The following is a 19,019-nucleotide window of genomic DNA, read 5'->3' as shown; positions in this document are numbered from 1 at the left end:
CAATTATGGGGCGATTTCCAGGGACACGGTGGGGTCGGCGAAACGTTCGTTCGGGACCGTGGCGTACCAGCCGGGCCGCCCAGGGTCGCGATCGTACGGATACCCGCCCTTTTCCTTGTAGAGCTCGGCATAGCGGGCGACTCGGTCCCGATCCAGCCGCACCCCCAGCCCGGGCGCAGACGGCACGGTGATGGCCCCGTCCACGTAGGCCAGCTTGCCGCCCTCGATCACGTCGTCACGCAACTGGTGATAGTGGGCGTCGGCGGCGTAGGTGAGATTCGGCAGCACGGCCCCGAGATGCAGCATGGTCGCGAGCTGGATCCCGAGCTCCCCCGACGAGTGCACGGCCACGCCGAGCTGGAACGTCTCGCACACGCCCGCCGCCTTCACACACGGCCTGATCCCGCCCCAGAACGTCGTGTCGAGCAGCACCACATCGGCCGCCCTGCGCAGCACGTTGGAGGCGAGCTGCTCGAAGTTGACGACCACGGTGTTCGTCGCCAGCGGCACCTTGACCTGCTCGCGCACGGCCCTGAGCCCTTCGAGCCCCCAGACCGGGTCCTCCAGGTAGTCGTTGTTCAGGTCCTCGATGGCCCGGCCGAACCGCAGGCCCTCGGCCACCGACAACACGGCGTTCGGGTCGTACCTGAGCCGGTCCCGGGGAAACGCCTCGGCCAGCGCCCGGTAACACTCCAGCTCGTAGTCCGGTGGGAACACGCCGCCCTTGAGCTTGTGCACGGTGAACCCGTGCGCCGCCTTGAGCTGCGCGGTGTGCTCGACGAGCTGCTCGGGCGTGCGGATCTCGCCGTGGCCGGCGGCGGCGTACCGGAAGAACAGATAGGAGGAGAACGGCACCGCGTCGCGGAGGCGGCCGCCGAGCAGGTCGCAGGCGGGCACCCCGAGCTGCTGGCCGATGAGGTCGATGCAGGCGAACTCGATGGCGGCCAGCAGCTGTGTGCGGTTGTTGTAGAGCGAGGCCGTGGGGTTGGCGATCTTGAAGCGCAGCGCCTCCAGCTGGAAGGGGTCGTGGTCCTTCAGATACGGCATCAGCGCGCGGAAGGCGGCCTCGGCGCTCTCCCCGCCGCCGCCCATCTCCCCGAGGCCGACGAGCCCGTTGTCGGCCTCGACCTCGACGATCGTCCGGACGAACCGCCCCCAGTGCGCGCCGTTGCTGTGCCGCAGCGGCGCCTCCAGCGGGACCGCGACCGTCGTGGCCCGGATGTCAACGATCTTCATGAGCGCGTCCTCCAATGACGGCGACCCCGCAGGCGGGCAGCCGTACCTCGACCGGCTCACGACCTGGCATGGTGATGGTCGCCTCGACCGGCTCGGCGGCCAGCGACTGGAGCCTGACACTGTCCTTCCCGATCGAGGTGATGAGCACATCCGGATGGTCCACCGAGGCGTACGTCTCGGTGGCTGCCGGGCTGTCGGTGATCAGCGCGCCGACGAACGGCTCGGTCAGCCCGGCGGCCGCCGCCGCGCCCAGCCGTCGGCCTGCGGCGCCGACGTCCGAGGTGACGGCGTACCTGAAGGTGGTCTCGCCCTGCTGCTGCGCCGGGAAATTGGTGTCCCAGATGTTGTTGAGCGCCCACGAGTAGACCGTGCCGTCCTCATGATCGAGGGTCGGCGGGAACGGCGCGTACGGCATGTGGATGGTGCCCAGTTGCACCAGCGGCGCCTCCAGCGTGGCCCAGGCGATGGTCAGCTCAGGGTCCTCGAAGGCGATCCAGTGCCTGATCGGCAACATGTACTCGGCCGAGCCCGGCACGCGGGGCACGTCGGGCCCGCCGACGCCGCCGGTCAGCTCCCAGGCGGTGGCCGGTCCGGCCGCGAACGGGAAGGCCAGGAACACCGCCTCCTTGGCCGGGGTGCCCTGCTTGGCGAGCTGGTAGGTGAGGTCCAGCCTGGGCACGCCGTAGTGCAGCTCGATCGTGGTGCGGATCCAGTCCACGCCCTTGCCGTGCAGCTCCACGACCAGCTTCTCGCCGATGGCCGTGCGCTGACACTTGGTGATCGTGGCGTGCCGGCCGATGGCCCGGTCGCCGAGGAGCGTACGATCATGCGCCCCAACATGTCCGGACAAATGGTTGAAATGCGGGGCGGTGGCGTACTGGTCGTACACGTACTGGCCGAATCCGGCGGCGGCGTCCCCGTTGACCAGCTCGCGGCCCGCCCGCTTGTCGAAGATCGAGCTGATGTAGCCTTCGCGCACGTCGTAGGCCACGCGGAAGAACTCGTTCTCGATCGCTGGGCTGTCACCCAGGTCGACCGGCTCGGGGGCCTGGGCGTCGCCGGGAACGACGTCCAGCCGCACGTAGCCGTACCCGGGCACGTCGGGCACGACCGCGTGCACGTGCCGCCCGATCGGCCGGGTCGGCCAGTCGTCCGGGTCCACGAACTCCTCGTGATGCGGGACCGTCTCCCCGGTCCGCGCGTCCACCAGCGCGATCGGCACCTCCACGCCCACCACGTCACGCGGCAGGAACGTCCGCACGACGTCGGTCCGCGCCCGGGTCGCAGGATTGAAGACGGCGAAGGAGGCCAGAGGTCCGCCTTCGGTCCCCGCCTCCGACAACGCCGCCGCGAACCGTCTGACGGCCGCGTGCAGCAGGTCGGCCGCGTCATCCTGCGCCTGGTAGGCCCCCGAGGACTTCCGGGTCCACTGCAGACCGCCGGAATCCCCGGCCTCCTCGGCGTCCTCCCACGGGTTGGCCGCGCCCCAGGTGTGCTCGTTGAACAGCGCGACCTTGTCGTAGGCGGCGTCGATCTCCTCGGTGGCATCGGCCCCGGCCAGCGTGTGCAGCGTCTCGGCGACGCGCAGCGCGGACTGGGCGCGGCGGACGTAGCCCAGCGGACGCGCACCCGAGCCGAGCCCGTCGGCCCACCAGTCGGTCCAGTCGCCCTTGTGCACCGCCAGCCGGTCGAGGTAACGCTCCTCGACGTGCTGGAAGAAGTCGCTGTTGACCGCCGAGCGCAGGCGCGGGTAGGCCCATTCCTCATTCCACCTGCGGGCGATCGACGCCGGCACGATCGAGGGTCCCGCGTTGTCGGCGTGCGCGCCCTGCACCCGCAGGTGCAGCACATCCAGCTCGTACGGCTCCCGCGGCGCGTCGGGCCCCTGCCACCCGAACGTGCCGGGCCCGTACGGGTAACCGCGGGTCGCCAGCGCCGACAGATACCGCGGCAGCAGGTCGTCGGCCAGCTCGTAGGAGTCGGTCAGCCCGACCGTGTTGCCCTCCATGTACGCCATCCCGTGCGGCGTGTCGGTGAACCACACGATCAGCTCGTTCCCGCTCGGCGCCCGCCACCGGAACGGCCTGGTCAGCTTGTCGCCACCGTGCAGGTAAGGCACGGAACGCCCGGCCCAGTTGTGCGCCGCCGCCAGGTAGCGCACCCCGGCCTGGCTGAGCGCGTCCACCAGCCCGACGACCGCGCCGGGAACGTCGGTGTGCATGGCGGAGGTGACCGGGAACCCGAACCGCCGGGTGAAGCGGAGCTGCCGGTGCAGCTCCTCGGTCGAGCACGCCTCCGTGTGCAGCTGGAACGGCAGCGCGGTCACCTCGATGACCCCCTCGCGGCCGCGTTGCACGAACGACTCGACCATCTCGGCCGGGCGCGCGGCCAGCCACTTCACCGCCGGCATCGACGACTCGACCGTCCACCGGAACTTGGCGTCGTCCGGCCAGGACGCGGTCTCCTCCGCCAGCCGCAGCGCGGCGTCGAGGTAGTCCAGGTGGTGGCGGAGCACGGTGCCCTGCGGGTCGGTGTAGCCGATGTCCAGGTGCGAGTGGTGCACGACGTACACGCTCCACTTACGCTGCGGGGTCACCGTGATCCGGGCGCTGCCGACCACGCCGGCGTCGTCGCGGCTCTCCAGCGTGAGCACCCGCGGCGCGTCCACCTCGGGGACGAGCAACGTCACGTCCCTGCCCGACGCGCTGTCCACCCCCACCAGCACGTGCGTGAGCGGCTCGGTGCTCGACACCCTGACCGCCTGCCGGCCGTCGTGGGTGAACAGCGGCAACACGGCCACCCGCACCTCCAGCCCGCGCACGCTGATGACGGGCGTCGAGGTGTCGTCCCGCAGCGCCTGCCTGATCCCGTCGTAGTCGGGGCTACCCAGGCTCCGCTGGAGCAACCGGCTGGTCATCACACACTCCCTAGAGACAGGCCTCGGGCGAAGAGGCGCTGGGTGGCGAGGAACAACACGACGGTCGGCAGCGAGACCACCAGGCCCGCCGCCAGGCCGACGGGCACCGGGGTGCCGGCGTAGACGTCGGTCATGAGCCCGGCGATGGCGGTCATCACCGGTCGTACGTTCTCCGTCTGGCTCAGGGTGAGGCCGAAGACGAGGTCGTTCCAGATGAAGGTGAACTCGAGGATGAACACGGCCATCAGCGCGCTCAGCGACATCGGCAGGTAAATGCGCCAGAAGATGCGCCAGGTCGAGGCGCCGTCCATGCGCGCCGCCTCGAAGATCGAGAACGCGATGCCGGAGTAGAAGTTCCGCAGCACGAACGCGCCCAGCGGCACGTTGATCGCCGTGTAGATGAGGATCATGCCGAGGTGGGTGTCGTACAGACCGGCGTCGCTGTAGCTGACGAACAGCGGCACGAGCAACATCTGCGAGGGGAAGACGGTGCCGCCGAAGATCAGCAGGAACCACCAGAACCCATGACGCAGCCTCAGCACCACGATGGTGTACCCGGCGAGCGCACCGATGATCACGCCGAGCAGCGGCGAGACGATGCTGTAGAGCGCGGTGCTGGCCAGGCTTCCGCCCAGGTTGGCGCCCTCGATGGCCTGGCCGAAGTTCTCCAGCAGCGAGAAGTCGCCGGAGGGAACCCAGGCGCGGGCGGGATCGTACGACGTCGCCGGCCGCGAGGCGTTGACCAGCAGCAGATACGTCGGCCCGAGCCAGATCAGCCCGAGCACGATCAGCACAGCCCTGCGGATCATCGGACCTGCCTCCTCAGGTAGAGGTAGGACGCAAGCCCCGTGACCACGGTGAGCAGCACCGCCACGGCCGAGCCATAGCCATATTCGCTGGCCACGAACGTCTCCTTGTACATGGTGACCGCCAGCGTCTCGGAGTTGCGCCCCGGGCCGCCCTGCGTCAGCACCCACACGATGTCGAACGTCTTCAGGCTGGCCACCAGCGCCAGCCCGACCACGACCGCCGTCAGCGGCCTCATCAGCGGCCAGATCACGTGCCTGAACAGCCGCCACCCCGAGGCCCCGTCCAGCCGCGCGGCCTCGATCGGCTCCTTGGGGATGGACTGCAGGCCCACGACGAACAACAACGTGTTGACGCCCAACTGCTGCCAGGTCCACACCAGCAGCATGGCGAGGGTGTTGTGCGGCGCTTCCTGCAAGAACGCGGTGTCCACACCGAGCAGCAGGTTGGCGATCCCGTCATGCGACAGGATCGGGCTCCACACCATGGCCAGGCCCGCGCCGCTCAGCGCGTACGGCAACATGAACGGCACGCGGTACCACGCGCCGCCCTTGATGTCGTACGACAGGACCGCGACCAGCAGGCCCAGCCCGACCGGCAGCACCATCGTGCCGGCCACCCAGATGAGCGTGTTGCGGGTCGAGGTGAGCAGCGCCGGGTCCTCGATCAACTTGCCGAAGTTGGCGAGGCCGGTCCAGGCGGGCGGCTCCAGCCCGTCGTAGCGGGTGAGGCTCAGGTAGGCGGTCCACACGAACGGCGCGTAGAGCAGCACCGCGACCAGAATGGCCGCCGGCGCCACATACCCGTGCCGTAACCGCCCCAGCATTGGGGCACGGGTGCTCACTGATGCGTGCTCCAGTACTCGTCGGCGCTCTTCTGGATGGTGTCCAGCACCTCCTTGTAGGTGCCCGGCTCGGTGACGAACTTGCTGAACCCGTCGAGCGCGGCCGTCAGGATGGGTGGCGGCGTGGCCTCGAAGTAGCGGTTGACCAGCCGATACTTGCCGCTGCCTGCGTCCTTGGTGACGGCGCCAAGTGCCTCGTCCTTAATGGCGACCTTGGGATTGGCGCTTACGTCGCCCCGGCTGGTGGCCCACTTCTCCTGGGCTTCGGCGGTCGTCCACCACTTGAGGTACTTCATGCTCGCGTCGGGGTCGGCGGCCTTGGCCAGCGAGCAGAGCGGGCCGCTCTCGAAGATCATCGAGGTCTTCGGGAGGGAGGCGTTGACGTTGGGGATGGCGAAGAAGCCGTAGTCGGTGCCCGGCTTCATGTCGCGCTGGGTCATGCTCGTGTTGAACCAGGTCCCGAAGGACACCATCGCGGCCTTGCCGTTCTTGAGCACATCGCCGGGGTCGGTCTTATCGCCCGGATTTATGAAATATCCGGCGTCAATGAGCTGCTTCCACCGCTCCATCACCTGGACCACGCCCGGGTCGGTGTACTTGGCCTTGCCGGTGGACAGGCGATCGTACAGGTCCGGGTCGGTGCCGGCCATGAGCTGCTCGAACCAGACGAACGAGAACAACACGCTGGTGTGGTAGAACGCCTTGACCCCGTTCTGCTTCAGGGTGTCCGCGGTCTTGATGAGGTCGTCCCACGTCTGCGGCGGCTGCAGATCGTACTTTTCGAAGATCTTCTTGTTGTAGAACATGCCCCAGTAGGCGACGTTCATCGGCACGCAGTACTGCTTGCCGCCGATTGTGTAGTAGGGGGCGAGGTCCTGCGACAGGTCGCCGGCCTTGATCGCCTCCTGCCAGACGGCCGTGGTGTCGGCCACCTGCTTCTGCTTGACGATCTCCTCCAGCATCCCCCCGGTCTGCCACGTGAACAGATCGGGCTTGACGTTCGTGCGGAACGACGCCTTGATGAACGCCTGGTACTGCGCCGAGTCCGTGTATCCCGTCGGCTTCATGCCCAGGCCGATGCTCTGCTTGGACAGCGCGCCCATCCCGTCGAAGTACTTCGTCCAGGCGCCTTTGTCGTTGTACAGCGTTAATTCGGTCTTCTTCTGCGGCGCCGCGGCATTGCCGCCGCCGCACGCGGTCAGGACGAGCGCCGCCACGCCGAGCGTGGCCATGCGTGACCGGTACATGGGCCGGCCTCCTTGGTTCTCTACTTGGGGGGTTGCAACCGGTGCTCTATAACGGTCTTCACGTCCACCAGGTGGGCCCGCATCCGCTCTTCGGCCGCGGCCGCGTCGCGTGCTTCGATGGCCTCCAGGATCGCCAGGTGCTCCTCGTAGTCGCGGCGCCGGTCGTCGAAGATCTGCAGGATCTCCCGCTGCTCAGGCCCGTGGACGGTGAGCAGCGAATCGACGACCTCGTGCAGCACGCTGTTGCCGGCCAGCCGTGCGGTCGCCCGGTGGAAGGTCATGTTCGCGTCGTGCAGCTCGGCGTCCTCGCCGCGCAGGTGCCTGCCTGCCTCATCGAGCGCCTGCTTGAGTGCGGCCAGCTCCTCGCGACCCGCGTGCTCGGCGGCCAGCGCCGCCAGCGGCGGCTCGATCAGGATGCGCGCGCCCAGCAGCTCCAGCAGCCGGGCGGCGTGGAGCTCGCGCATGTTGGGGTTGGGCAGAACCAGCCGCTCGATGTCGGCTCCGACGTAGATGCCGGAGCCGTGCCGCATCTCGATGGCCCCGGTGGCCTCGAGCCTGCGCAGCGCCTCGCGCAACGTCGGGGTGGTGACGGCGAAGCGCTGGGAGAGCTCCCTGGTCGAGGGAAGCCTGTCCCCCGGCCGGTGCCCTCCGGTACGGATGAGCTCCAGCATGCGCTCGGTCAGAGCGTCGGAAAGCGTGGGACGCGTCACCTCGGACATATCAAGTGATCTAATCACTTAATGCCATTGGCGTCTACGGGTCGTCCCCTCCGTCCCGCTACGCGTCAGCGCTTGAGCCACTCCGTCATCATGTCGATCTGGCCTTTCCTGGAGGCCCGCACCTGCTTCGCCCATTCCTTGACCGCCGGGTTGGCCCCGTTGTAGACCTCCATGCCCGCCATCTGCACGGCGTCATCCTGGTGAGCGATCAGCAGATTGAGCAGGTCCCGCTCGAAGGACTTGGACGTCTTCAGCGCCCGGATCTGCTTGACGTCGGTCTCCGGCATGCCGCCGTGGTGCGCGTGCCCGGTCGACGGAGCGGTGAGGGGCTGATCCCAGGAGTGCAGCCAACGCAACATCATCTCAACCTCGTTCTGCTGCGTGCTCTCAATGGCCGCGGTGAGCGTCTTGATCTCTTGCTTGGCGGCACGCGCGGTGCCCACCTTCGCGATCTCGATACCCTGCCGGTGATGCTGCACCATCATCTGCACGAACATCACATCGTCGGCATTGACCGGCGCTTCGGCGGTTCCGGGCGCCCCACAACCGATGATGATCAGCAGGAGCCCCGACAGGGCCGCCGTCGCGACAACCTTCGGCCGCACCCGCCTCACCTCATTTATTAATAGGAAACCTTCCTAAGCGATTTCTATCCTGGGCGCAAGCCCTCCCCGATTGACATCAACTTAACTCGAGGTTGCACCGTATACCCATGGGAACCTTCGAGATCGGCGTCATTCTGCCGGGAATCGCCGTTCAGCAGCGCGACCGCATCGACCTGCGTGAGGCGGCCAGACACGCCGAGAACGCCGGACTGGACGGCGTGTGGCACGGCGACCACCTGGCCATCGGCGCCCCGACCTTGGACGCCCCGATCGCACTGGCCACCGCCGCTGCCGCCACCACCCGAATCAGGATCGGCACCAGCGTGTTCATCCCCGCCCTCCGGCCCATCGCCTGGGCGGCCAAACAGATCGCAACCCTGCAGCACGTTTCCGGCAACCGCCTCATCCTCGGCATCGGCTCCGGCGGAGGCCCCGAACAGTGGGCCGCCGCCGGCGTGCCCTACGCCGAACGCGGCCGCCGTACCGACACCGCGTTGACCCTGCTCCCCCGACTCCTGGCCGGCGAGCGGACCCAGCTCCACGACGAACCCGGCGAGCCCTCCGTCGAACTGGCCCCGCCCGCGCCCATGCCGCCCGTCTGGATCGGCAACGCCTCCGCCGCGGCCATCCGCCGCGCGGCCCGTCTCGGCGACGGCTGGTTCCCCTCCCTGATCTCCCCTCGGGAGGTCGCCGAAGGCAGGAAGAAACTGTTCGACCTGGCCGCCGAACACGACCGCCCCGCACCCGTCATCGCCATCGGCGCCACCTCGGCCCTCGGCTCCGGCGCGCCTTCCCGCCGGGAGATAGCCTCCGGAATCACCTCCGCCTACGGCCGCCCCCTGGACGAGGTCATCGACATTCCCCTCACCGGCCACCCGAAGGAGGCCGCCGAGAAACTGTCCGCCTACCGCGACGCCGGGGCCGCCCACGCGATCGTCGGAATCGCCGGCGGCGACTGGCGAATCCAGGTGGACCTGCTGGCCGAGGTCCGCAACCTCCTGCGCTAGCTCAAGGCTCCTGACCACCGACAACAGCGAGCAACACGTCCGCATGACACTCCTGATCGCACGGACACCAGCAGGCGAGATCCTTGCCGGCGAGCTCCCGCCGAGCCTGCTCAACCAGCTCAGGATGTTGCCGCAGATGATCGTGGTACAGCTCGATCACCTCACCCCGCTCATGGACCCGCCCACCGCAAACCCGACATCCCCGCCGTCCCACGGCGTGCGGGCTACAGTACGGACTCGCCTTCAGGCCGGGCGCCGCCCGGCCGACGTACACCGCCCCCTTCGGCACGCGTCCGTGATACCTGTCGCCTTCGACCTTGACCCGGCGTGGCATGCAGCAACCTCCCCACGTCGATCTTCGGCAGATTTAACACTGGATCTTCGGCAGGTTTAACATCGACGCTAGCCTGTCGTCGTGCGGGAAGCGATTGACTACCTGCCCCGACGTGCAGCTTCACTGGTCTATGAGGCATTGAAGGACACGCGGATCGTCGTCATCAACGGAACGCGCCAGGCAGGTAAGTGCACTCTCGCAGAAAGAGTGGCCGGCCCACCTTTCTCTCGGAAGCGGAGCGATTGCGAAGCTCGGTGCTAACTACTCCACCGCCATAACGCATCCCGTACGGCGACCGCAGGCGGCCGCCCGGCGGGGTCATCACCGAGCAGGGCCGCCACGGACCTGCTCACCTCGGCGGGCACCGATATCCCGTCCAGAAGCTGGCGGATGACCCCGCCCAGTGCGTACAGATCCTGCTCGACCACCAATGTGGTGAACGGCCACTCCGGCGGCACGTGGCCGGGGCTACCCCACGGCCACGGGTCGGGGTCGCTGATCGGACACGCGCCCTCCAGGTCAATGGCTCGCACCCCATCCGGTGTCGCGATCAGGTTGGTCGCCTTGCAATCGCGCCACGCCCAACCCACGGCATGGATGCCGGCCACCACCGCCGCCACGCCGGCGGCGGCTCGTACTCGCTCGTGTTCATCGGACAGTTCCAGCAGCCCCGGACCGTCGAGGTGTTCCGTGACGATGTAGTAGTTCTCCTCCCATGCGAAGGAGTCCAGCAGCGTAGGCACAGCGGCGCCGGCGGCTGACAGTTCCGCCAGCACGCGGGCCTCGTGCGCGACGCGGTCGCGGCCGTCGCGTCCGTCGAAGTCGGTCTCCCCATGCCTCCTGCCCTCCTTGAGCACCACCCGCTTGGCTGGTGAGGATCTCAGGTCGAGCGCGAGGTACGTGCCGCCCTTGCCGCGTTGCGCGATGGGCTCGTAGGCCAGGTAGGTGCAAGCGAGCGGACCCTGCGGCGGCACTGGCGGCGGTGCGGGGAACAGGTCCTCCACCCAGCCTGGTACGGCCTGGGCGCGCTGGTCGGGCTCCAGCTGACCCGCTGGGGTGATCACCGCGTCCACCCGCGTGCCGCCCACCTCGACCTGCCCGACTGGATGGAACGCTCCATAGCGGTAATGCACCACGCTGCCCGGCCGCAACTGACGGTCGAAAGGCACCCGGGGGCCGGACACGTCGCGCAACTCGTCGTCCAGACGTCCGGCCAGCGACCTGGCCCTGTCGGCGTCGCCGGGGTACGCAGTGATCACCTTGCCGATCTGCGTGTAGCCGTAGAACAGGCCCGAGTTCAGGCGGCGGATCTCGACCATGGACGCCGGCGCCTTCCACAGCACCGACATCTCAGCCAGCACCGGAGCCGCCTTGCGAAGCACGTCAGCGGCCGAGCGGGAGGTCGCCGACACATGCAGCTTCCAGCCCTGCGTACCGTCTGCCCGAGGGCTGGACGGCCGGTTGAAACGCCAGATCGACTCCGGCGCCGCGTGCGGCAGATGCTCTGCCACCAGCGAACGCCACTCCTGCTCGGCGGTGCCGATAACGTCCTTCGGGGCGATCACTCGGTGATCTCCGGCTGCATCATCGGTGCTGTGGTGGTGGTCGTGGTGGTGCTCGTCGTGGTGATCGTGCAGGCGACCGTGGTCGTCGTGGTGGTCGTCGTCACGGTCAGCGAGGTCGTTCCGAGCTCTTCCTCGCTCGCGGTAGGCGACATCTGGGCCAGTGCGGCAGGTGACTGCGCGAAGTGCCTGATTAGCTCCTGCCACGCCGCGCCCGTGAACCCTTCCTTGGCCACGGCCATGCTCTTGTCACGCAGTTCCTCTGCGAAGGCCGTGTCCTGCAGGGCGCGGTTGATGACGTTCTCGATGTTGGACATGGTGTGATTCTCCTTTCCGCCCCCAGCGTGATCCGCCCGCGGAAACAGCGCATGAGTAACCCCTACCTAAAGCGCCGTCGACCCATGCCGCGCGTTGCGGACGGCATCCTCGGCCACGCCTGGATCGTCGCCAAGACCCGGACGATGGTCGCCCAAGGCCTCGTCGAGCAATCCGGCGTCCCCAGGATCCTCCCGGGCATGTGGCTCGTGGCCGGCACGTAGCCGAACATGAACACGTTCGGCGCTTACAACTTCTCTTCCAACCAATGCCGCATCGGACCAAGGCCCTGCCCTTCGAAGAAGGCCAGGGCCTTTTTGTTGGAGTCCCAAACGTCTGCGATCAGGCTTGTACAGCCAGCCTCCAGAGCTGCCGCACGAACCGACTCGACCAACGCCGAACCCACCCTGGTACGAGCCATTCGTGGATCTACAGCGATGTGCTCGACGAAGGCGAAGCTTCGCGCGTGCATGAGGGCATCAGCAGGGCGATTGTGGATGGTCGCGGTGATGTAGCCGACAGGGGTATCGTCGCCCGACTCGGCGATGAAGGCGATGGCACCTTCACGTGCCAAAAACCCCGAGAAGAGCGGCATCAACTCTTCAACAGCGGGAGCCGGGCGGAAGATGTCCGGCCTTGCATCAACGTGTAGACCATGAACGAACTGGTTCAACTGAGCCAAGATCCCGGCGTCGTCGCGTACGGCTTGCCGGATCCGAACCGATGGTGTCGTCATGGAGGAAAATGATGTCCTAAGTTCGATCCCGAAGCCCAAGGGCCCAGACCCCTTCATTACGAGGGCAAGGCAGAAAGCACGTCGATCGCCTTCGCACGGACCCGACCAGCAGATCTAAGCGGTCGCCGTGCTGTTGAGTGCGTCGGCGTTGCTGTACTGGTTGTTGTCCAGCAGCCCTCAGCTCCCGGGCTTGGCGGCAAGGGCCGCCGCCGGAGAAGACCCTTGCCGCAGCCGATCGCCACAACCGTAACGACGATCACCGAGGCGAGCGATCGTCACGGCCCCCGGCCACTTCGATGCCAAGCCTGGCCTCGTACGCGAGATTGGGCGCCAGATGTTACGGAGATGTTCGTGGGAACCGGCACCACTTGTAGATCCTGCCCGCTGGGAGCGCGGGCGGTAGCTCCAAAGCCCCGTTCACCCTCCGTGCAATCAATCATGAACCGAGCCGGGCGCGGAGCGCGCATCCCCTGGCCTCCGGAGCGACATCACGTGGCAAGCACAGCGGTGAGCATCGAGAGATACGACTCATGGGCGAGACGCAGGCCGTCAAGGTCGGACGTCTCAAACCACGCCACAGCGTCGTGCTCGTCCGTCGCGGCGTTAACGAGTGTTCCGGTCCACTTGTCGATCAACCAGATCTGCATGTCGAACGTCGGGGTACGGATCTCATGCAGCGGCGGACTGGACGGCTCCGACGCCGTGATTCCCAACTCCTCCCGAAGCTCGCGGACGAGGCTCTCCCTCGGATCCTCCCCCTCCTCAATATGACCGCCCGGCAGGTCCCACACGTCGGGATACCAACGGCGTCCGGCGCTTCGATGACACAGCAACACCCGATCGCCGTCGAGAAGAACGGCCGTCACGATCCGGACTGGACCGGAGTCGTCAGTGGAGATCGTCATCAGCACATTCTGACCCATGCGGATCCGCCGCAGACAGGGCGCATCCCGCCGCCGACTGGCCGGTCGGGATGGGCCACTGCGCTGGGCGATCAGCCAAACCAGCCATGTCCGCCCGATCTTTCCCCAGTACCACGGGGACCCCCACCTCGACATCGAGGTGCGCCCGACCCGAACACGTCCCCTGGACCGACCCGACCCATCCGGCCTGACGAACGGCCCGGTGTGAACGGCTTCACCGCTCAGAAATACTCCGCCACGTCGTCAGTTCTGGTAGCCCCTCGCCACCTGCGGAAGGATTGACGACCATGACCGACGCCAGACTGCCAGGCGACGACGAGGCCGCGTTCATCGCGGCGGCCCGCTCGAACGACGCAGCACAGTTCGCGCTCATCACGGAGACCTACCGGCGTGAGCTGCAGGTGCACTGCTACCGGATGCTCGCGAACTACGAGGACGCCCAGGACATGACGCAGGAGACGTTCCTGCGGGTGTGGAACAAGCGGGAGTCGTTCAAGGGCCACGCTGCGCTGCGGACCTGGCTGTACCGGATTGCGACGAACGCCTGCCTCGACTTTCTGGAGAAGCGCAACGACCGCACACCCGTGCCTGCCGAGCTGCCGGGAGCGGGCTCGGAAGTGCACTACCTGCAGCCCTACCCGGACCGGATGCTCCCGGAGGATCCGCAGGAATCGGTGGTGGCCCGGGAGACGATCGAGCTGGCGTTCATCGTCGCCGTCCAGCACCTGCCGCCGCGGCAGCGGGCGGTGTTCATCTTGCGCGACGTCCTCGGCTGGCCGGCGCCGAAGGCCGCCGACGCCCTCGATCTGACCGTCGCATCGGTGACCAGCGCACTACAGCGGGCGCGCGTGACGATGCGCGAGCAGCTACCCGACCGCCGCCTCGACTGGCGGCGCCCTGCCACGCACGAGCTGTCGGATGACGAGCGCGACGTGGTGAAGTCGTATATCGACGCCCATGAGCGCAACGACCTCGAGGGGCTGATGGCCCTGCTGCGCGACGACCTGCGCTTCACGATGCTGCCCGATCCGGGCACCTTGGTCGTCACGGCCAAGGACGCGGTGGACGGCTGGGTCTCCAATGGGCTCTTCCAGCGCGGCTACGACGACTGGCGCTGCATCGCCACGACGGTCAACCGCATGCCTGCCGCCGCGCTGTACCTCCGCGCCCCCGACGACCCGGAATACCGTTTGTTCACCATCGCGGTCCTGCACATCGTCGACGGGAAGATCGCCGAGCTCACCGGATTCGACGCCACCGACAAACCATGGCTGGACCTGCCCGCGACGCTGTGATCAGACAAGTCCCCATCGTCGACGAGTCCAGCGCACGGACCGGCGTCACCGAAGTCACCGCGGAATGAGCACCCCGACCAGCTGAACACCAACGCGGCAACGCGAGCACCACCGCCCGCCGGCGTTGCCGGCGGGGCATCCCTATGCCCGAAGAACATCGTCACGATCAACGACGCCGTCGTCCTCATCTTCAGCGAGCCGGTCAACAGCTCACGCGGAAAGCAAGGAAGGGCCGGGAAAGGTTCCCTCATCGCCGAGGGTCACGGTGAGCACGCCAGGAAGGAACTCGGCCTGGCCTTACGAGCCGAGCATTCGACCCGTGCTCATCGCCTCGTCTCGTATCGGGTCAGCACTACGCCGCCGGGAAATGTCCGCGTCTCGACCAGTTTCAGGTTCACCCAGTTGTCCAGGGCTGTGAAGAACGGCGTGCCGCCGCCCACCAGGACCGGATGGGTGACGATCGCGTACTCGTCGATCAGCCCGGCCCGCATGGCCGCCGCGGCGAGCGTCGCGCCGCCGATGTCCATCGGGCCGCCGTCCTCGGCCTTGAGCCGGGCGATCTCGGCGACCGCGTCGCCGGTGACCAGACGGGTGTTCCAGTCGACCTTGTCGATCGTCGATGAGAACACCACCTTCGGCATGTCCCGCCAGAGGCGCGCGAACTCGATCTCCGCCGGGGTCGCGTTGGGCTGCTGGTCGCCGGTCGGCCAGTGGGAGCTCATCGTCTCCCACAGCTTGCGCCCGTACAGCGACAGCTCGCTGCACCGCATCTGTTCGTACCACCACTGGAACAGCTCGGCGCTCGGCGAGGAGTCCGGTCCCTCTCCCCCGCTCCAGCCGATGTCGTCGCCGGTCGCGGCGATGTAGCCGTCCAGGGTCACGTTCATGCCGAAGATCAGTTTTCGCATCGTGTCAGCCTCCTGTGAGTTGATCTCACATGTACAGACGGGCACGGCGCGGAAACCTAATCGGTGCGCGATCCGCGTCCGACTGAGGCAAGGAGAAGCTCAGAGAGATCCTGAGGGACTACGAGGACGGCCTGACCCTTGCGAGGGGAACGCTGCTCGCGTAGACGGCTGCGGCTCCCTCCGACTCCTGAATGCACATGTGTGCTACCGGGGCCTTGGCTGCTGGAACTGCGTAAGCGTGTGTTGACCAGGAGCTGTTGACCGCCTGGGGCGGCCCCATCTATCCCACCACCGTTACGAACCTGCCTCGGAAGCTGATCGAGGACCATAACAAGGAGGCCGCCGAGAAGCTCCCCATAATCCGCCTACACGACCTCCGCCACCTGCACGCCATGATGCTGCTTCTGGCGGGCGTTCCCGTCCACGTCGTCGCGGCCCGCCTCGGCCACGCTGACCCGGCAATCACTCTCCGCGTCTATGCCCACGTAATCCGCTCGGCGGAAACAGCCGCCGCCGACATCTTCGCCAAGTCTCTGGAGGAGCCCTGTTAGCAAGGGTGTGAGCAAAAGGCCCCCTGTGATCATCACAGGGGGCCTTTGACCTGGAGCCGCCTTCGGGATTCGAACCCGAGACCCCTTCATTACGAGTGAAGTGCTCTGGCCGACTGAGCTAAGGCGGCGCGCCGTTTGGCTTGGAAGAGTCTACAGGAGCCTGAGGGGTTCTCGCTCCCTCCGATCACCCGATGCCCGGACAGATCACCCCGCCCCCAGCCCTTCCCAGTGACCTGCCTCGGAGTATTCACCGCCCCGCGCCCTCCGTGAGTACTGTCTGGGCTGCGATGTCCGGCTGCTCATCTTCGATCGGCCCGCTTACGTCCGCGTCCCTGGCTATGACGGTCCGTCGCCGTACATGGCGTCGTGCTGTTGACGCGGCGAGCACACGCTTGCTTTGGAGCACGCACACCGCCGCCCCCCATCGTTGAGCCGCACCACCACGGAGTCGGACGGCACGTTGTGCCCCACGACCGTCCCCGCCCCCTGCGGGGTCTCCACACTGGCCCCCACCCGGGGCGCCGAAGCCCGGAACTCCTGATACAGCGGATGCTCGTACTTGAGGCAGCACATGAGCCGCCCGCACGCGCCCGCGATCCGCAGCGGATTGACCGGCAGATCCTGGTCCTTGGCCATGCGTACGGACACCGGCTCGAAGTCCTTCAAGAAGGTGGCACAACAGAGGTCACGGCCACACGGGCCGATGCCGCCCTGCAGGCGCGCCTCGTCCCTCGGGCCGATCTGGCGCAACTCGACCCGGGCACGCAGGTTGCGGGCCAGATCTCGGACCAGGGCACGGAAGTCCACCCGGTGCGGGGCCGAGAAATAGACCGTGTAGACGTTGTCCTGGTCCAGATAGTCGACCCCGACCACCTTCATCGGCAGCGAGTGCCGCTTGATCAGGCGCTTGGACACGCTGCGGGCCTCGGCCCGACGGCGCTTGTTGGACTCGTCGCGGGCCAGATGCTCCTCACCTGCCGGCCCCGCGCACACCGGCAGCCCGTCGATGTCCTCACTCGAGTATTGCGGCGCCCACACGCACTCCGCCACCTCCGGACCCGAGTCGGTCGGCACGAGCACCTTGTCGCCCACTTTCGGGCTGTGCCCGCCGGGATCGAGGTAGTAGAGCCTCCCATAACGGGTGAAGCTCACGGCCATGATCATTCCCATGGGCTCGAGCTCGCCTCCTGACGGCCTCGGGGGTTCTTGCGGCCTTCGTTGCCACACTACGTGGGTCCGTACGCGGAAGGTCAGGGGTGCGGAGGTGGATGTTCGCCGGATCACTTGCTGATCGGGCACACCTTGCTGTCATGCAGGAACAAGCCGTAGTCGATCTCCAGCGTGGCCTGCACGGCCAGGCAGGGAATGTAGTTGGCCGAGGCCACCCCTGGTTGGCGCTTCAGCGTGGCGACCGTCTCGGCCCAGTCGGTGTTCGGCTTCAGCACCAACCGGAAGGATTCGGGCATGTCCTCCACGCGGGTTGCCTCGACAATCGCCTTGTTGCTCTTGTACGCGCGTATGAAGTTCTCATACGCCGCTTTCTTGTCCTCGAAGACGTACGAGTGGACCTCAGGCATGGCCTCGATCAGCTTCCTGATGGCCGTTTTCTGGGCGTACGTCGCTTCCTTGCCCCGCTTGGCAGAGAGTTTGTCCTTGCCCCGGGACTCGCGCTCGGCAGCGCACGCCGGCAGGGTGGACCCCTTGCCGCAGAGAAACACGCTGAGCCGCGGCTCCGACAGCCGCTCGGCCGACGCCGACGCCTCGGCAGAGGCGGCTTTCCGATCCACGACACTCCGTATCCCGGGCAGTCCTCGCAGCGCCTGCTGCACCTCGCGCGGATCAGCCCCCTCCTTGATCTCCAGCCGCAACGACATCGGCATGTCGGTGACCTTGACCAAGTCAAGCAGCGCCTTGTTGTCCGCGAAGCTGACCCGGAAGCTGTCGTAGGCGCTCGCCTGGTCCACGAAGAACACCTCTTCGACCTGCGTCAGCCCCCTCACCGCCCGCTCGACCGCGCGCACCTCCTCCAGGCTCACGTCGCGCCCCCGGCACAGCGTCTCCTTCGGCGCTGACTTCGTGCACAAGAAGACGGCCATATCCGCCTGCTCCGGGTTCGTCGCCACCACGTGGTCCTCGCCTTCGAGACCGCCCAGCCCCGCGGCGGTCGCCACCCCCGCGAGCACTACGGCCACCGCCACGGCCACCAGCCGGAAATTCATCCGGAGCCGCCGCCGCTGCGGTGCGCGCAGCGGCCTGAGAGTGCTGGGGTCGATCGCCGCCCCCGCCTCGGCGAGTGCCTCACGCAGTCTGTCTTCGACCGGGCTGTTCATGATCCCTCCTTGAGTGCTCGGCCGAGGGCGGCCAGCCCTCGCGCGATCGTGGACCTGGCCGTGCTCGCGCTGATCCCCATGGTCTCGGCGATCTCCTGGTCGGACAGGTCGAGGTAGTAGCGCAGCGTCAACGCCTCACGCTGCCTGCGCGGCAGCTCTCTCAGGGCGAGCAGGACCTCGCGCCGCTCCTCGCCCATGAGCGCGGCGCTCTCCGCCGACCAGACGGGTGGCTCGTAGGGCACCGCCCGCCGGAACACCACCGCCCGTCTTCGCAGGATCGACCGGCACCCATTGAGCACCGCGGAGCGCACATAAACCAGGGCCTTGTCGACGTCCCGCAGCCTGCCGCGGCCGGCATGGGTGCGGGCGAACGCCTCCTGCACGACGTCCTCGGCGGTCGCCTGATCGCCGACCATGATGAGTGCCAGCCGTACGAGACCCACGTGATGATCGGCGAAGATCGCCGCCACGTCGACCTGCCGCCGCACCAGGGCCTCACCTTGGGTGAGCAGTTCCACTTCCACGTAACAGAGACGCCTGGCAACCTCGTCTGCTGCTTCAGTCACCCGGTTATCGTCCGCCGACCGGCAAACGCCACATCCCGGTTCCCCACTGCTGGACGGCAAGCGCCGCACCCCGGTCCCCGCCTGTCCGCCCGCTGGGCCCACTAGGCATTGTCCCCG

20 protein-coding genes and 1 tRNA gene are annotated in these 19,019 nt (G+C 67.4%); 4 read left to right on the top strand and 17 right to left on the bottom strand.

Annotated elements, in window-relative coordinates; translation table 11 throughout:
* Positions 1-3 precede the first annotated feature (3 nt).
* The 7 genes from OHA25_RS10195 to OHA25_RS10165 all read right to left on the bottom strand — a co-directional run bounded on the left by OHA25_RS10195 (position 4) and on the right by OHA25_RS10165 (position 8,375).
* The gene (locus OHA25_RS10195) at positions 4-1,236 is read right to left on the bottom strand and encodes an enolase C-terminal domain-like protein (RefSeq protein WP_327587326.1); all 1,233 of its coding nucleotides are present in this window, start codon (positions 1,234-1,236) and stop codon (positions 4-6) included.
* Positions 1,223-4,153 carry a glycoside hydrolase family 38 C-terminal domain-containing protein gene (locus tag OHA25_RS10190; protein WP_327587325.1) on the bottom strand — a complete coding sequence of 977 codons (2,931 nt, stop codon included), beginning with the start codon at positions 4,151-4,153 and terminating at the stop codon, positions 1,223-1,225. The genes OHA25_RS10195 and OHA25_RS10190 overlap by 14 nt, the downstream gene beginning before the upstream one ends.
* On the bottom strand, positions 4,153-4,962 hold the full coding sequence (locus OHA25_RS10185; protein ID WP_327587324.1) for a carbohydrate ABC transporter permease: 810 nt from the start codon (positions 4,960-4,962) through the stop codon (positions 4,153-4,155). The genes OHA25_RS10190 and OHA25_RS10185 overlap by 1 nt, the downstream gene beginning before the upstream one ends.
* Positions 4,959-5,786 (bottom strand): carbohydrate ABC transporter permease, encoded by an 828-nt coding sequence (locus tag OHA25_RS10180; RefSeq protein WP_327587323.1) that lies wholly within the window; start codon positions 5,784-5,786, stop codon positions 4,959-4,961. Before OHA25_RS10180 ends, OHA25_RS10185 begins: the two co-directional genes overlap by 4 nt.
* Before the next feature lie 14 nt (positions 5,787-5,800).
* Complete coding sequence (locus OHA25_RS10175; protein WP_327587322.1) at positions 5,801-7,051, bottom strand: ABC transporter substrate-binding protein; 1,251 nt, start codon at positions 7,049-7,051, stop codon at positions 5,801-5,803.
* Positions 7,052-7,071: 20 nt separating this feature from the next.
* The gene (locus OHA25_RS10170; RefSeq protein WP_327587321.1) at positions 7,072-7,770 is read right to left on the bottom strand and encodes a FadR/GntR family transcriptional regulator; all 699 of its coding nucleotides are present in this window, start codon (positions 7,768-7,770) and stop codon (positions 7,072-7,074) included.
* A gap of 65 nt (positions 7,771-7,835) precedes the next feature.
* Positions 7,836-8,375, bottom strand: a complete 540-nt coding sequence (locus OHA25_RS10165) for a DUF305 domain-containing protein (RefSeq protein WP_327587320.1) — start codon at positions 8,373-8,375, stop codon at positions 7,836-7,838.
* A gap of 107 nt (positions 8,376-8,482) precedes the next feature.
* Between OHA25_RS10165 and OHA25_RS10160 the strand changes: the two genes are divergently transcribed.
* Positions 8,483-9,382, top strand: coding sequence for an LLM class flavin-dependent oxidoreductase (locus tag OHA25_RS10160; RefSeq protein WP_327587319.1), 900 nt, complete (start codon positions 8,483-8,485; stop codon positions 9,380-9,382).
* Between the two features lies 1 nt (position 9,383).
* Here OHA25_RS10160 and OHA25_RS10155 read toward each other — a convergent pair whose 3' ends face one another.
* From OHA25_RS10155 to OHA25_RS10145, 3 genes are all read right to left on the bottom strand, one after another.
* Entirely contained in the window at positions 9,384-9,716 is a 333-nt protein-coding gene (locus OHA25_RS10155; RefSeq protein ID WP_327587318.1) for a DUF4326 domain-containing protein, read from the bottom strand.
* Positions 9,717-9,973: 257 nt separating this feature from the next.
* A complete protein-coding gene (locus tag OHA25_RS10150) occupies positions 9,974-11,281 on the bottom strand; it encodes a class III lanthionine synthetase LanKC N-terminal domain-containing protein (RefSeq protein ID WP_327587317.1) in 1,308 nt (435 codons plus the stop codon).
* Positions 11,278-11,595, bottom strand: coding sequence for a hypothetical protein (locus tag OHA25_RS10145; protein WP_327587316.1), 318 nt, complete (start codon positions 11,593-11,595; stop codon positions 11,278-11,280). Before OHA25_RS10145 ends, OHA25_RS10150 begins: the two co-directional genes overlap by 4 nt.
* Before the next feature lie 84 nt (positions 11,596-11,679).
* Here OHA25_RS10145 and OHA25_RS10140 point away from each other — a divergent pair, with 84 nt between their 5' ends.
* The gene (locus OHA25_RS10140; RefSeq protein WP_327587315.1) at positions 11,680-11,817 is read left to right on the top strand and encodes a hypothetical protein; all 138 of its coding nucleotides are present in this window, start codon (positions 11,680-11,682) and stop codon (positions 11,815-11,817) included.
* Positions 11,818-11,840: 23 nt separating this feature from the next.
* Here the strand turns inward: OHA25_RS10140 and OHA25_RS10135 are convergent, their stop codons facing one another.
* Together OHA25_RS10135 and OHA25_RS10130 are read right to left on the bottom strand one after the other, a co-directional pair.
* Entirely contained in the window at positions 11,841-12,329 is a 489-nt protein-coding gene (locus OHA25_RS10135) for a GNAT family N-acetyltransferase (protein ID WP_327587314.1), read from the bottom strand.
* 488 nt (positions 12,330-12,817) lie between these two features.
* Positions 12,818-13,234: an NUDIX hydrolase gene (locus OHA25_RS10130; RefSeq protein ID WP_327590954.1), complete on the bottom strand. Its 417-nt coding sequence runs from the start codon at positions 13,232-13,234 to the stop codon at positions 12,818-12,820.
* A gap of 305 nt (positions 13,235-13,539) precedes the next feature.
* Between OHA25_RS10130 and OHA25_RS10125 the strand changes: the two genes are divergently transcribed.
* Positions 13,540-14,547: an RNA polymerase subunit sigma-70 gene (locus OHA25_RS10125; protein WP_327587313.1), complete on the top strand. Its 1,008-nt coding sequence runs from the start codon at positions 13,540-13,542 to the stop codon at positions 14,545-14,547.
* A 323-nt stretch (positions 14,548-14,870) separates the two neighbouring features.
* Here the strand turns inward: OHA25_RS10125 and OHA25_RS10120 are convergent, their stop codons facing one another.
* A complete protein-coding gene (locus OHA25_RS10120; RefSeq protein WP_327587312.1) occupies positions 14,871-15,455 on the bottom strand; it encodes a dihydrofolate reductase family protein in 585 nt (194 codons plus the stop codon).
* 257 nt (positions 15,456-15,712) lie between these two features.
* On the opposite strand from OHA25_RS10120, the gene OHA25_RS10115 reads away from it, so the two are divergent.
* On the top strand, positions 15,713-16,006 hold the full coding sequence (locus OHA25_RS10115; protein ID WP_327587311.1) for a tyrosine-type recombinase/integrase: 294 nt from the start codon (positions 15,713-15,715) through the stop codon (positions 16,004-16,006).
* A gap of 51 nt (positions 16,007-16,057) precedes the next feature.
* Here OHA25_RS10115 and OHA25_RS10110 read toward each other — a convergent pair.
* The 4 genes from OHA25_RS10110 to OHA25_RS10095 all read right to left on the bottom strand — a co-directional run bounded on the left by OHA25_RS10110 (position 16,058) and on the right by OHA25_RS10095 (position 18,902).
* A tRNA-Thr gene (locus OHA25_RS10110) sits at positions 16,058-16,134 on the bottom strand.
* 208 nt (positions 16,135-16,342) lie between these two features.
* A complete protein-coding gene (locus OHA25_RS10105) occupies positions 16,343-17,164 on the bottom strand; it encodes a PSP1 domain-containing protein (RefSeq protein WP_371825794.1) in 822 nt (273 codons plus the stop codon).
* Between the two features lie 122 nt (positions 17,165-17,286).
* Entirely contained in the window at positions 17,287-18,336 is a 1,050-nt protein-coding gene (locus tag OHA25_RS10100; RefSeq protein ID WP_327587310.1) for a permease-like cell division protein FtsX, read from the bottom strand.
* Positions 18,333-18,902: a SigE family RNA polymerase sigma factor gene (locus OHA25_RS10095; RefSeq protein WP_327587309.1), complete on the bottom strand. Its 570-nt coding sequence runs from the start codon at positions 18,900-18,902 to the stop codon at positions 18,333-18,335. The genes OHA25_RS10100 and OHA25_RS10095 overlap by 4 nt, the downstream gene beginning before the upstream one ends.
* Positions 18,903-19,019 lie beyond the last annotated feature (117 nt).

The sequence above is a fragment of the Nonomuraea sp. NBC_00507 genome, from assembly GCF_036013525.1.
Taxonomy (GTDB): Bacteria; Actinomycetota; Actinomycetes; order Streptosporangiales; family Streptosporangiaceae; genus Nonomuraea.
This window is presented reverse-complemented; position numbering and strand designations above follow the sequence as displayed.

Excerpts from the sequence above, each read along its gene's own strand:
- OHA25_RS10155 (WP_327587318.1), bottom strand. The coding sequence starts at position 9,716 with ATGCCACGCCGGGTCAAGGTCGAAGGCGACAGGTATCACGGACGCGTG.
- OHA25_RS10105 (WP_371825794.1), bottom strand. The coding sequence starts at position 17,164 with ATGGCCGTGAGCTTCACCCGTTATGGGAGGCTCTACTACCTCGATCCC.
- OHA25_RS10140 (WP_327587315.1), top strand. The coding sequence starts at position 11,680 with ATGCCGCGCGTTGCGGACGGCATCCTCGGCCACGCCTGGATCGTCGCC.
- OHA25_RS10120 (WP_327587312.1), bottom strand. The coding sequence starts at position 15,455 with ATGCGAAAACTGATCTTCGGCATGAACGTGACCCTGGACGGCTACATC.
- OHA25_RS10190 (WP_327587325.1), bottom strand. The coding sequence starts at position 4,153 with ATGACCAGCCGGTTGCTCCAGCGGAGCCTGGGTAGCCCCGACTACGAC.
- OHA25_RS10160 (WP_327587319.1), top strand. The coding sequence starts at position 8,483 with ATGGGAACCTTCGAGATCGGCGTCATTCTGCCGGGAATCGCCGTTCAG.
- OHA25_RS10195 (WP_327587326.1), bottom strand. The coding sequence starts at position 1,236 with ATGAAGATCGTTGACATCCGGGCCACGACGGTCGCGGTCCCGCTGGAG.
- OHA25_RS10170 (WP_327587321.1), bottom strand. The coding sequence starts at position 7,770 with ATGTCCGAGGTGACGCGTCCCACGCTTTCCGACGCTCTGACCGAGCGC.
- OHA25_RS10130 (WP_327590954.1), bottom strand. The coding sequence starts at position 13,234 with ATGACGATCTCCACTGACGACTCCGGTCCAGTCCGGATCGTGACGGCC.
- OHA25_RS10100 (WP_327587310.1), bottom strand. The coding sequence starts at position 18,336 with ATGAACAGCCCGGTCGAAGACAGACTGCGTGAGGCACTCGCCGAGGCG.
- OHA25_RS10125 (WP_327587313.1), top strand. The coding sequence starts at position 13,540 with ATGACCGACGCCAGACTGCCAGGCGACGACGAGGCCGCGTTCATCGCG.
- OHA25_RS10185 (WP_327587324.1), bottom strand. The coding sequence starts at position 4,962 with ATGATCCGCAGGGCTGTGCTGATCGTGCTCGGGCTGATCTGGCTCGGG.
- OHA25_RS10135 (WP_327587314.1), bottom strand. The coding sequence starts at position 12,329 with ATGACGACACCATCGGTTCGGATCCGGCAAGCCGTACGCGACGACGCC.
- OHA25_RS10175 (WP_327587322.1), bottom strand. The coding sequence starts at position 7,051 with ATGTACCGGTCACGCATGGCCACGCTCGGCGTGGCGGCGCTCGTCCTG.
- OHA25_RS10180 (WP_327587323.1), bottom strand. The coding sequence starts at position 5,786 with ATGCTGGGGCGGTTACGGCACGGGTATGTGGCGCCGGCGGCCATTCTG.
- OHA25_RS10145 (WP_327587316.1), bottom strand. The coding sequence starts at position 11,595 with ATGTCCAACATCGAGAACGTCATCAACCGCGCCCTGCAGGACACGGCC.